The sequence below is a fragment of the Gracilibacillus caseinilyticus genome, from assembly GCF_022919115.1.
GTDB classification, from domain to species: domain Bacteria; phylum Bacillota; class Bacilli; order Bacillales; family Amphibacillaceae; genus Gracilibacillus; species Gracilibacillus caseinilyticus.
The window spans coordinates 1,095,027-1,106,840 of the sequence record NZ_CP095072.1 but is presented as its reverse complement, the minus strand read 5'-3'; the positions used below and the strand labels follow the sequence as shown (position 1 = coordinate 1,106,840).

The following is an 11,814-nucleotide window of genomic DNA, read 5'->3' as shown; positions in this document are numbered from 1 at the left end:
ATGTTATTTGATACACATGTTCATTTGAATGTGTCCCACTTTGACGAAGATAGAGAAGCGGTGCTCGAGCGAGCGAAGGAAGCTGGTGTCGAGCACATGGTGATTGTCGGATTTGACCATGATACAATTCCGAAGGCGATAGAGATGGCAGAGCAATACGATTATATATACGCCGCAGTTGGTTGGCATCCAGTTGATGCCGTTGATATGACAGAGAAGGAATTGAAATGGATCGAAGAACTTGCTGCGCATCCGAAGGTAGTGGCAATCGGAGAAATGGGCTTAGATTATCATTGGGATAAGTCCCCGGAAGATGTACAAAAAGATGTTTTTCGTAAACAAATCAGACTTGCACGTAAGATAAACCTGCCTGTTATTATTCATAATCGAGAAGCAACAGAAGATATTGTCGAAATTTTACAGGAAGAGAAGGCAGAAGAAGTCGGTGGAATCATGCATTGTTATAATGATTCTGTTGATTATGTCGATGCCTGTCTGAAGATGAATTTTTATATTTCTTTAGGCGGACCAGTTACTTTCAAGAATGCAACCTTACCAAAGGAAGTGGCGAAATATGTCCCTTTAGATCGATTGTTAATAGAAACAGATTGTCCATTTTTGGCACCTCACCCGAATAGGGGTAAACGAAACGAGCCTGCCTATGTAAAATTAGTTGCAGAGAAGATTGCAGAACTGCGAGAAGTGAGTGTGGAAGAAATAGGGAAAAACACCACTGAAAATGCGAAAAGATTCTTCGGAATAAAATAATGACTGACCCCTTGTGACGCAATGGATGAGCCGATTGTTACGATATTGTAAAGTAAATGAAATATTATAGAAACCTAAGCAGAACAACCCTTTGGAATCAAGGGGTTTTCTGCTTTTTTTTAAGAAGTTGTCTATTTGACACCTCAAAAGGTTCTTTATATAATACAACGGCGAGTAAAAGGAGGGGAAGTTCATGAAGCGTCTTCTTAATCTAAAACGCATTTTGCAGAACAAAGACTTTAAATACGCTATCTCTTTATTTGTCATTATCGGATTTATCTGTTTTTCATTCTATGAATTATCAAAGGCGGAAGTGACAGTTGTGCAGAATGACGAAGAAACAACAGTGCATACACACGCGAAAACTGTTGGAGATGTCCTTAATGAACTTGCAATTGATGTTGGTGAGCATGATAAGCTTTCACATGAACAAAGTGATCATGTTAACTCCGGGATGCAAATCGAGCATACAATTGCAAAAGAAGTAGTCGTTAATGTTGATGGGGAGAAACAATCCTATTACACAACAGCGGATAATGTCGAAGTATTCTTAGCAGAACAAAACATAGAACTCACTAAAAATGATCATATCAAACAATCAATGGATACAAACATAGAAGATAATCTTGAAATAAACATTGAAAAAGCGTTCCAAATCACGATCAACGATGGAGGCGAAGAAAAGCAGGTGTGGACAACAGGTGGCACAGTTAAAAACCTGCTAGCCAGTGAAGAGATTGAAATCGGGGAGCTGGATCGCGTTGAACCAAAACAATCTGCATCGATTAGTGAAGGAACAGCTGTCAATATTACACGAGTCGAAAAAGTAAAAGATGTTGAAGAAGAAGAGGTTGACTACAAAGTTGTAAAACGTAGCGACAATTCTTTAACAAAAGGCAAGGAAGAAGTTGTTTCAGAAGGGGAAACAGGAGTCGTTGAAAAACATTATGAAGTAGTATTGGAAAATGGCGAAGAAGTTTCTCGTGAACTTGTGAAGGAAAATGTAAAAAAAGAAAGTAAGGAACGTATCGTAGCAATAGGAACCAAAGTATCACAGCCTGCTACTACTATTACAACAGCCTCAGCTGCTACTAATTCTACGCCAAGTGAAACGGTATCCAGGGGCAAAGAAGAAGAGTCGAGTAAAACGTTGTACATGAAAGCAACAGCGTATAATTGGGATTGTGCCACATGTGATGGTAGAGGTCTTACTTCAACAGGATATAATTTAAAGGCAAATCCAAATGGTGTTGTAGCTGTTGATCCAAGTGTTATACCTTTAGGTACGAAAGTTTGGGTAGAAGGTTATGGTTATGCGATTGCCAGAGATACTGGCGGTAACATAAAAGGAAACAAAATCGATCTTCACATGTCTACCAAACAAAAAGCAGCTAGTTATGGTTCCAGAACGGTAAAAGTAAAGATTATTGATTAAAAACCAAGGCTTACCTTTTTTAGGAAAGGTAAGCTTTTTTGTGGTACACTAGAGAAGCTAATGACAGAAGAAAGACAGCAAGAATGGGGGCGCCTTAGTTGAAGGTGAAAGAAATAATTGTCGTAGAAGGCAAGGATGATACGGCTAAACTAAAACAAGCAATGGACGTGGATACCATTGAGACAAATGGTTCTGCCATCAATAAAGATATATTAGCGCAAATTGCACATGCTAAAGATAAACGGGGAGTAATCGTGTTTACCGATCCAGATTATCCCGGTCAACGCATCCGTCAAATAATTGATCAGCATGTTCCAGGCTGTAAGCACGCTTTTTTAACGAGGGAAGAAGCGGCAGGAGACGGTAAACAGCGAAAAAGTCTAGGTATCGAGCACGCTTCAAAAGAAGTGCTTCTACATGCTTTAAGCCAGGTATATGAATTAAGTGATAATCGTGTCACAGATATTACACGAGCGGATTTATTACGATACGGCTTAATCGGTGGTAAAGGAGCTAAAGAAAAACGGCAGCGACTTGGTCAGCAGTTAAGAATCGGACATATAAACGGTAAGCAGTTATTAAGAAGATTAGAAATGTTTCAAATCAATAAAGCCGAATTTGAAGCAGTAATGGACCAAATCATTCAGGAGGAACGTTCATGAGTGAACAGAAAGCAATCGCTACACCAAAGCGAACAAAAGAAATATTAGAGAAATATGGGTTTTCATTTAAAAAGAGTTTAGGGCAGAATTTCCTTATTGATGTTAATATTTTGCGTAATATTATTCATCATGCAGGAATTTCGAAAGAGATGAATGCGATCGAAATCGGACCTGGTATTGGCGCACTGACCGAGCAATTAGCATTAGCTGCCAACAAGGTAGTAGCTTTCGAAATAGATGGACGTTTAGTGCCTATTTTAGAAGATACGTTAGCTCCGTATGACCACGTTGACATTATCAATCAAGACATTCTAAAGGCGGACTTCAAACAAGTTTGGCAACAACATTTTCAAGATCAAAAGCCGGTAAAAGTGGTAGCGAATTTACCGTATTACATTACGACACCAATTTTGATGCAATTATTAATGGCAAACTTACCAATTGCAAGTATTACCGTTATGATTCAGAAAGAAGTTGCAGAACGGATGGCAGCCAGTGAGAATAGTAAAGAATATGGATCCTTATCGATTGCGATCCAGTATTATACCGATGCCAGTGTGAAAATGATTGTACCGAAGACGGTTTTTATGCCGCAACCACGGGTGGATTCAGCTGTTCTTCATTTAGAAAAACGGGAGACACCTCCAGTAGATGTAGAGGATGAAGCGTTCTTTTTTCAATTGGTACAGGCTAGTTTTCAGCAAAGGCGAAAAACATTACGTAATAATTTAACGAGACATTTTAAAGAAGTATTGACGAAGCCGGATATCGAACAAGGATTTGAGCAATTAGGTATTAATGGTACACGACGTGGAGAATCGCTGACGATGCAAGAATTCGCTAATTTAGCTAATTATTTCTATGATCAAGTGAAAGAAAATTCCTAAATAAATAGGAGTTTTCTTTTTTTATACATATTTTTTTAAATTATAGGTAACCTATGTACAGAACTTCCGAATTTTTTTGTTGACATCCCTCAATTATTATTGATATAATAGAATATTTTTGGTTGACGGATGGACAAGAATAGTGTATAATAAACTTAGTGAGGTGGAGAGTATTGGCAAAATCATTGGTTGAAATCAAACAAGGTTTAGATGGAAATGTCGGTAAGCGTCTACGAATTAAAGCAAATGGTGGAAGAAAGAAAACCATCGAACGGTACGGAACACTAGCAGAAACATACCCTTCCGTTTTTATTGTTGAATTGGATCAAAAAGAAAATGCATTTGAACGTGTATCTTATAGCTATGCAGATATTTTAACTGAGACAGTTGAACTTAATTTCACGGAAGAACTTGAAGCAGTAGCAGGCGAGCAGTAAACGTTGTTTGCTGCTTTTTTGTTTGCACAAAAAAGCAAGTTGCACTGCCTGATATTACCTAGCATCAAATAGCAGCTCAAGCACAAACTATGATTGTCGTAAACACGACAGAAGGGGAGTATCTTCGATGAGTAGAAGACGTGGGATAATGTCGGATCATTTTAAAGAAGAGCTTGCTAAAGAATTAGGTTTTTACGACACTGTACAGAGAGATGGTTGGGGTGGCATTACCGCACGAGATGCTGGTAATATGGTGAAAAGAGCAGTACAAATGGCAGAAGAGAGTGTACAAAAGGACAAAGTCTAAGACTTTGTCCTTTTTTTCTAAGCTTGATGTACATAAATATGATTATTAAGAAGAATGGCAGAAGTGAACCAAGCTCAAGATTCAAATAAATAAGCGTTCTTAATAATGCGGATTATGTAAACTAACTGCTTAGTGGTCATTTCGAAATGATGCCCACGGGAGTCTACGTGGTTGGTCTACGCTAGAATGTGGGATCTACAACAGAACTAGCATTTTGACCTCATCCATACATAACAGCATTTGAATCAATTACATAATGGCTAGAACCACTGCTTTTAGCTGTTCCATACGTTGTAACACTTCCTTAAGCGTAGGAAATATGCGGAGACTCCGCATGCGTCAGTGCGAGTTGAAGATCCACTTAGTCTGTGCCTGTGTCTACAAGTATTGCTTCGAAGCGGGCTTCCTCGGCACAAGGCAGCAAAGAAGTAGTGCAAGTAGTAGCCTAGCTGAAGCCGTGCCCACAGGACGCGGAGCATATTTCCAGAGCTTTGCTAAGCACATAATATCTATCAAAATTACCACATTTACATACAGTTCCACTTTACATAATCCGCAGTATAGGTAGTTAAAGTACCGATTGGTTTATTTTCAGTATATATGATATGCCAATCGAGGTTGTGGATTGTGGTCAATAATGCATGCGTTTTTGTTTACATAATTTCTCGCAAAAAAAATGACAAATAAAGTAATTTCTCATCATGTTTTTGCGCTTTGATTTGTTTTTGTGGTATCTTTACATAAAGTATTACTGAATATAATTGTCTGTAGGTGAGCGAGTATGTATATATTAGAAAAAGCACCAGCGAAAATCAATTTAACGCTTGATGTGCTTTATAAACGTCCGGATCAATTTCATGAAATAGCGATGGTTATGACTACGGTAGACTTAGCGGATCGATTAGAATTTTTCCTATTAGATAAAGATAGGATTGAAATATCATCTGAAAATCGCTTCGTTCCTAATGACGAGCGCAATTTAGCATATAGAGCGGCCAAATTATTAAAAGAACGATATCACATCAAGCAAGGGGTTCGGATTCTTATTGATAAGCAAATCCCGGTAGCTGCCGGTCTAGCAGGAGGCAGTAGTGATGCAGCGGCCACGCTTCGAGGACTTAACCGGTTATGGAAGCTTCATTTGCCGATGGAAACGTTAGCTGAGTTGGGCTCTGAAGTCGGTTCTGATGTTTCTTTTTGTGTATATGATTCCACCGCATTGGCAGAAGGCCGAGGAGAGCTTATAACAGAATTACCTGCACCACCACATTGCTGGGTCGTATTAGCTAAACCGGTACAAGGTGTTTCCACACAGTCCGTGTATCAGTCACTTAATCTTGAGAATTTGAATCATCCAGATACAGAAGGCATGATCGAGGCGATAAGGTCAGGAGATTATTACGGAGTGTGTGACAGGTTGAAAAATGTCCTGGAAACCGTTACGCTACCTAAAAATCCGGAAGTAGAGCAAATTAAACAGCAAATGCTTCGTTCTGGTGCTGATGCTGTATTGATGAGCGGAAGTGGTCCGACTGTATTCGGGTTGGTTCAACAGGAAAGCAGAGCAGATCGGATTTACAATAGTTTAAGAGGATTTTGTGAAGAAGTGTATGTGGTTCGATTGTTAGGAACACATCAAACACTTGATTAAACACGGATAAAATGTTATATTTACGTCAAAATATTCGGATTTTGGGGTGTAGTAATGAAAAGAAGTGATCGCCTGGTTACGATGACCAATTATTTAATAGAGCATCCAATGGAATTAATTTCTCTTCCTTTTTTTTCAGATACGTATGGGGCAGCGAAGTCTTCTATTAGTGAGGATTTGTCGATCATTAATCGCATGTTTAAAGAAGATGGAATTGGATATTTAGAGTCAGTTTCAGGCGCTGCTGGTGGTGTGAAATACCTTCCTAATGTGTCATTAGCAAAGAGTGAAGCATTTATTGATGTCTTATGCCAGCAATTAGAAGACCCTAATCGTCTTTTGCCTGGTGGTTATTTATTTATGAGTGATATACTAGCTAATCCTAACACAGTGAGAGATATTGGTCGATTATTTGCTTCCCGGTTTGCTGGTTTGAATATAGATTCAATTGTTACTGTTGCTACGAAGGGAATACCGCTAGCTTATGCAGTAGCATCCTTTTTGAATGTACCGGTAGTGATTGTTCGTCGAGATCCAAAAGTAACAGAGGGATCAACCGTCAGTATTAATTATGTTTCCGGATCCTCTAAAAAAATTCAAACCATGGTTCTTTCGAAGAGAAGTCTGAAGCCTGGTGAAAATGTTTGCATTATTGATGATTTCATGAAAGCAGGAGGAACCATAAACGGAATGAAAAGCTTGTTAGAGGAGTTTGATGCCAATGTGAAAGCAATTGGTGTTTTAGCGGAAGCAGAAGATGAGGAAGAAGATCGTGTCGTAGATGATTATACTTCCCTCGTTCAAATTAAAAATGTTGACTCTAACAGTCATGAAATTGAAGTAACTAAAGGCAACTACTTCGCCGCAAAGTAATCTTGATCACGTCAGATATCATCGAATTATGTCGCATATTATTTAAATCAATAAAAAAATTTAAAAATCGAAAATTTTTTAAAAAAATTAGCAGGAATTTTCATAAATTTGTTGAATTTAAGTAATAAGTTCTTAATAAGGGAAAAGGTGGTGAGACATAATGGAAGTAACTGACGTGAGATTACGCCGCGTGAATACCGATGGAAGAATGCGAGCTATCGCATCCATTACATTAGATGATGAATTTGTAGTACACGATATTCGAGTAATTGATGGAAACAATGGAATGTTTGTAGCAATGCCTTCTAAGCGCACACCTGATGGTGAATTTAGAGATATTGCGCATCCGATTAACTCTGGTACGCGAGCTAAAATTCAAGACGCTGTCTTAGAAGAATATCAACGTGCTGGAGAAGCTGAAGTTGAATATGAAGAAGCAGGTGCTTCTTAAAGAAAAAGGCCTAATCATATCGATTAGGCTTTTTCACTATTAAAATTCATAAAATAGACACATTGTGAAAGCCCCGCATTTGCCGTCATAATAGATTGGAAAGCAATCTATCCTTCCAATGATTTCTTAATCCTTCTTTGTTGAAAATCACTAATTTTTCGTATATATTCATAATTGGGATATTATTGTACAAATTTATAAAAATACATTATACATGTTCAATGTTTACCACCAAAAGAACGGAGGGACCGATTTTGTCTAATCGATATGCAGTTGTTTTAGCAGCTGGTAAAGGTACGAGAATGAAATCAAACCTATACAAAGTACTTCATCCTGTTTTAGGAAAGCCTATGGTTCAACATGTAGTTGATCAATTAAAAGCGTTACAACTATCAAGTATAACGACCGTAGTTGGATTCGGTGCTGAGAAGGTACAGGATCAGTTAGGTACAGATTCTGAATTCGTCATTCAGGAAGAACAGCTTGGAACTGGCCATGCCGTTCAGCAAGCGGAGAAGTTTTTAGGTGATAAAAAAGGGACAACAATTGTTGTTTGTGGTGATACCCCGTTACTAACAAAGGACACGTTACAAGCAGTATTAGACCATCATGAACAAGAGGAAGCAGCTGTAACGATACTTACTGCACATGCTGATAACCCGGCAGGATACGGAAGAATTGTTCGAAATGATGACAATCAAGTAAGTAAAATTGTTGAACAAAAAGATGCGACAGATGCTGAACAGGCAATTCAGGAAATTAATACAGGTACATATTGTTTTGATAATGAATTGTTATTTGATGCATTGAAGCAGGTTTCGAATGATAACTCACAGGGAGAATACTATTTGCCAGATGTGATTGAAATTGCACAGAAAGCAAATAAAAAAGTCGCAGCCTATCAAACAGCAGATTTTGCGGAAACAATCGGTGTCAATGATCGAGTTGCACTTTCTCAAGCAGAAAAACTAATGAAATTACGTATTAATGAGCAACATATGAGAAACGGAGTTACTATCATTGATCCAGATAATACATACATTGGATCTGATGTAACGATCGGTACCGATGTTGTCATCGAGCCTGGCTGTGTATTAAAAGGGTCCACAACGATTCACAATGAAGCTGTTGTTGGGCCAAATTCAGAATTAAACGATTGTGAGATCGGAGAGCAAACTATTGTACGCCATAGCGTGGTTAATTCGAGCTCGATCGGTCAACGTGTCCAAATCGGGCCATTTGCTCATGTTCGTCCCGCTGCTTCGATTGGTGACGACGCTAAAATAGGAAATTTTGTCGAAATTAAAAAAGCAAAAATCGAAAGTAACAGTAAGGTGTCACACCTTAGTTACATAGGTGATGCCGAAGTTGGTCGTAATGTCAATATTGGCTGCGGAACGATTACCGTCAATTATGATGGAAAAAATAAATTTAAAACCATTATTGAAGATGACGCGTTTATTGGCTGTAATGCTAATTTGATCGCACCGGTAACAATCGGGAAGGGCTCATTAGTGGCAGCAGGTTCGACCATTCACGAGGATGTTCCTGGAGATGCATTATCTATCGGCCGAGCTAAACAAGTGAACAAAGAAGATTACGCAAAAAAATATAAATAATTCAACAATTATATGGAGGTATACAAATGTCTTATAAGGATTCATCCTTAAAAGTATTTACATTAAACTCGAATCCAAGCCTAGCCGAAGAGATTGCAGCCAACATTGGGGTGGAATTAGGAAAAAGCTCGGTAACGAAATTTAGTGATGGTGAAATTCAAATCAATATAGAAGAAAGTATTCGTGGCTGCGATGTGTATGTTGTGCAATCCACCTGTGAACCTGGAAACCAGCATATCATGGAATTATTGATCATGATTGATGCTTTAAAACGCGCTTCAGCCAAATCCATTAATATTGTGATGCCTTATTACGGGTATGCGAGACAAGACCGAAAAGCACGTGCTCGTGAACCAATCACAGCAAAACTTGTTGCCGATCTGTTACAGACAGCTGGTGCTACACGCGTCATTACGTTAGATTTACATGCTCCACAAATCCAAGGTTTCTTCGATATTCCGGTTGATCAATTAGTCGGTGTACCAATTCTTTCGAGCTATTGGAGTAAAAAAGGACTGGATGATATTGTTGTAGTATCTCCAGATCACGGTGGGGTAACAAGAGCTCGACAATTAGCAGACCGGTTAAAAGCGCCAATCGCAATCATTGATAAACGTCGTCCGCGTCCGAATGTAGCAGAAGTGATGAATATTGTCGGTAATATCGAAGGAAGAACAGCGATACTTATTGACGATATCATTGATACAGCAGGTACGATTACGTTAGGTGCCAATGCACTGATCGAAAATGGGGCAACCGAAGTATATGCCTGCTGTACGCACCCTGTATTATCAGGACCAGCAATTGAACGTATTGAACATTCCAATATTAAAGAATTAGTGGTGACAAATTCGATTCCACTACAAGAAGAAAAACATTTGGATAAAATTACACAGCTATCTGTAGCACCATTGATTAGTGAAGCTATTATCCGCGTTCACGAACGTCAATCCGTTAGTATTTTATTTGATTAAGGACGAAATTATCTCACATTTCCAAAAAAAATGTTTAGTCGCATTCTCTCAAGGGAAAAATAATGGTAACAGTTATTTTATGGAGGGTGATTTCTATGGCAATAACATTAGAAGCGAAGAAAAGAGAAGATTTACGTACTTCAAATACAAAAGCAATTCGATTAGCAGGAGAAGTTCCTGCGATCATTTACGGATATCAAGTAGATCCTAAAACAGTTGCAGTAAATAGTCTTGAATTATTAAAAACAGTAAGAGATGAAGGGAAGAACGCGATTATCTCCTTGCTGGTCGATGGTGATTCAGTAGATGTAATGCTGCATGAGTACCAAATCGATCCATTGAAAGACGAATTAGTTCACGCCGACTTTTATGCGGTGAACATGAAAGAAGAACTGGATGTTCAGGTTCCTGTCGTATTGAATGGTGAAGCAATTGGAGTTAACGAAGGTGGCGTGCTACAGCAGCCATTATATGAATTAGCACTTCGAGCGAAACCAAAAGATATTCCAGAACAGATAACGATAGAAGTTGCTGATTTAAATGTTGGTGATAGTATTCTTGTTTCCGATTTGAAGGAAGGCAAGAATTACGAAATCCTGGAAGATGAAGGGACGACCATCGTATCGATACTTGTTCCGGATGAAGAGCCAGCAGAAGAACCAGAGGCGACTGAGGAATCGGAAGAACCAGAAGGTGCATCTGAGACAAAAGAAGATAATAGTGAAGAATAAGGATCAAGACGCAACTGCAAAAGTTGCGTCTTTTCACCGTAAATTGTGTTAAACTATAGTTAGTTAAAATTTAGTCAAAGGAAGTCAACTATAATGAAATGTATCGTAGGGTTAGGGAATCCAGGAAGTAAATATCATGAAACTCGACATAACGTTGGCTTTATGGTGGTCGATGAATTGTTAAATCGCCATGGATGGCAATTAAGCAAAGGGAAGTTTAAAGGCCACTATACTATCGAAACATACGAAGGTGAAAAGATAATCCTGTTAGAGCCACAAACGTTTATGAATTTGTCCGGTGAGTCGCTTCGGCCATTAATGGACTTTTACGATTTAACACCAGAACAAGTGACGGTTATCTATGATGATCTGGATTTACCGCTTGGAAAAATCAGATTAAGGCAAACTGGCGGCCATGGTGGACATAATGGCGTGCGTTCCTGTATCGATCAATTAGGAACAAAGCAATTTAATCGACTGCGTTTTGGCATTGGAAGACCAGCTTCACCGATAACGGTCATCGATTATGTATTGGGTAAGTTCAATGATAAGGAAAAAGTTGATTTAGAACCTGCTATTAATCATGCGGCAGACGCAATGGAAGCATGGGTAACACAGCCTTTTCAAAAGGTTATGAATGATTACAATAAATAATTTGTATGTATAGTTTCTATTATTCGCGGCAAAAATAATGTTAAAATGTGATTCCTTTCCGTTAAAGGAGGCGCGAATAATGACCTTAATATATTCATGCAAACATTGTGGTACCGAAATTGGCAGGCTGCAGCCACACATGTTAAATTTAGACAAGATCGGCTGGCATGTACTGTCAATGGAGGAAAAGGAAAAGCTTATCCAATATCAGCCTGATCAACCAATGACAATACAGTCTATCTGTGAGAATTGTCAGCAATTATTAGATCAGCATCCACAATATCATGAACTAGATTATTTTATTCAATAATGCAGCTGAAATAAGAGTTGTCTCAAGGGGGATGCTATTACCGCTCTTTTAAATG

At 38.6% G+C, this 11,814-nt stretch carries 14 protein-coding genes; all 14 read left to right on the top strand.

The annotated features are described in order from the left end of the window. Entirely contained in the window at positions 1–768 is a 768-nt protein-coding gene (locus MUN88_RS05450) for a TatD family hydrolase (protein WP_244721835.1), read from the top strand. A 193-nt stretch (positions 769–961) separates the two neighbouring features. Next, positions 962–2,203: a G5 and 3D domain-containing protein gene (locus tag MUN88_RS21700; protein ID WP_305852493.1), complete on the top strand. Its 1,242-nt coding sequence runs from the start codon at positions 962–964 to the stop codon at positions 2,201–2,203. Positions 2,204–2,301: 98 nt separating this feature from the next. Continuing rightward, positions 2,302–2,865, top strand: coding sequence for a ribonuclease M5 (gene rnmV / locus MUN88_RS05435; protein WP_244721832.1), 564 nt, complete (start codon positions 2,302–2,304; stop codon positions 2,863–2,865). Further along, positions 2,862–3,752: a 16S rRNA (adenine(1518)-N(6)/adenine(1519)-N(6))-dimethyltransferase RsmA gene (rsmA, locus tag MUN88_RS05430; protein ID WP_244721829.1), complete on the top strand. Its 891-nt coding sequence runs from the start codon at positions 2,862–2,864 to the stop codon at positions 3,750–3,752. The genes rnmV and rsmA overlap by 4 nt, the downstream gene beginning before the upstream one ends. Before the next feature lie 173 nt (positions 3,753–3,925). Beyond that, positions 3,926–4,189 carry a biofilm formation stimulator Veg gene (gene veg, locus MUN88_RS05425; protein ID WP_244721825.1) on the top strand — a complete coding sequence of 88 codons (264 nt, stop codon included), beginning with the start codon at positions 3,926–3,928 and terminating at the stop codon, positions 4,187–4,189. Between the two features lie 127 nt (positions 4,190–4,316). Then, the gene (locus MUN88_RS05420) at positions 4,317–4,496 is read left to right on the top strand and encodes a small, acid-soluble spore protein, alpha/beta type (RefSeq protein ID WP_244721823.1); all 180 of its coding nucleotides are present in this window, start codon (positions 4,317–4,319) and stop codon (positions 4,494–4,496) included. A gap of 781 nt (positions 4,497–5,277) precedes the next feature. Then, positions 5,278–6,147 (top strand): 4-(cytidine 5'-diphospho)-2-C-methyl-D-erythritol kinase, encoded by an 870-nt coding sequence (ispE, locus tag MUN88_RS05415; protein WP_244721821.1) that lies wholly within the window; start codon positions 5,278–5,280, stop codon positions 6,145–6,147. 54 nt (positions 6,148–6,201) lie between these two features. Beyond that, on the top strand, positions 6,202–7,020 hold the full coding sequence (gene purR, locus MUN88_RS05410) for a pur operon repressor (protein WP_244721818.1): 819 nt from the start codon (positions 6,202–6,204) through the stop codon (positions 7,018–7,020). Positions 7,021–7,180: 160 nt separating this feature from the next. Further along, positions 7,181–7,471: a septation regulator SpoVG gene (gene spoVG / locus MUN88_RS05405; protein WP_244721816.1), complete on the top strand. Its 291-nt coding sequence runs from the start codon at positions 7,181–7,183 to the stop codon at positions 7,469–7,471. Between the two features lie 254 nt (positions 7,472–7,725). Continuing rightward, entirely contained in the window at positions 7,726–9,090 is a 1,365-nt protein-coding gene (gene glmU / locus MUN88_RS05400; RefSeq protein ID WP_244721810.1) for a bifunctional UDP-N-acetylglucosamine diphosphorylase/glucosamine-1-phosphate N-acetyltransferase GlmU, read from the top strand. Positions 9,091–9,116: 26 nt separating this feature from the next. Beyond that, positions 9,117–10,064 (top strand): ribose-phosphate diphosphokinase, encoded by a 948-nt coding sequence (locus MUN88_RS05395; protein WP_244721809.1) that lies wholly within the window; start codon positions 9,117–9,119, stop codon positions 10,062–10,064. Positions 10,065–10,159: 95 nt separating this feature from the next. Continuing rightward, positions 10,160–10,795, top strand: a complete 636-nt coding sequence (locus MUN88_RS05390; RefSeq protein WP_244721803.1) for a 50S ribosomal protein L25/general stress protein Ctc — start codon at positions 10,160–10,162, stop codon at positions 10,793–10,795. 93 nt (positions 10,796–10,888) lie between these two features. Further along, positions 10,889–11,449, top strand: coding sequence for an aminoacyl-tRNA hydrolase (gene pth / locus MUN88_RS05385; protein WP_244721800.1), 561 nt, complete (start codon positions 10,889–10,891; stop codon positions 11,447–11,449). Positions 11,450–11,528: 79 nt separating this feature from the next. After that, on the top strand, positions 11,529–11,759 hold the full coding sequence (gene fin / locus MUN88_RS05380; protein ID WP_244721798.1) for an anti-sigma-F factor Fin: 231 nt from the start codon (positions 11,529–11,531) through the stop codon (positions 11,757–11,759). The last annotated feature ends 55 nt before the right edge of the window (positions 11,760–11,814 follow it).

Excerpts from the sequence above, each read along its gene's own strand:
- MUN88_RS05390 (WP_244721803.1), top strand. The coding sequence starts at position 10,160 with ATGGCAATAACATTAGAAGCGAAGAAAAGAGAAGATTTACGTACTTCA.
- pth (WP_244721800.1), top strand. The coding sequence starts at position 10,889 with ATGAAATGTATCGTAGGGTTAGGGAATCCAGGAAGTAAATATCATGAA.
- ispE (WP_244721821.1), top strand. The coding sequence starts at position 5,278 with ATGTATATATTAGAAAAAGCACCAGCGAAAATCAATTTAACGCTTGAT.
- MUN88_RS05450 (WP_244721835.1), top strand. The coding sequence starts at position 1 with ATGTTATTTGATACACATGTTCATTTGAATGTGTCCCACTTTGACGAA.
- MUN88_RS05395 (WP_244721809.1), top strand. The coding sequence starts at position 9,117 with ATGTCTTATAAGGATTCATCCTTAAAAGTATTTACATTAAACTCGAAT.
- MUN88_RS21700 (WP_305852493.1), top strand. The coding sequence starts at position 962 with ATGAAGCGTCTTCTTAATCTAAAACGCATTTTGCAGAACAAAGACTTT.
- rsmA (WP_244721829.1), top strand. The coding sequence starts at position 2,862 with ATGAGTGAACAGAAAGCAATCGCTACACCAAAGCGAACAAAAGAAATA.
- fin (WP_244721798.1), top strand. The coding sequence starts at position 11,529 with ATGACCTTAATATATTCATGCAAACATTGTGGTACCGAAATTGGCAGG.
- spoVG (WP_244721816.1), top strand. The coding sequence starts at position 7,181 with ATGGAAGTAACTGACGTGAGATTACGCCGCGTGAATACCGATGGAAGA.
- MUN88_RS05420 (WP_244721823.1), top strand. The coding sequence starts at position 4,317 with ATGAGTAGAAGACGTGGGATAATGTCGGATCATTTTAAAGAAGAGCTT.
- purR (WP_244721818.1), top strand. The coding sequence starts at position 6,202 with ATGAAAAGAAGTGATCGCCTGGTTACGATGACCAATTATTTAATAGAG.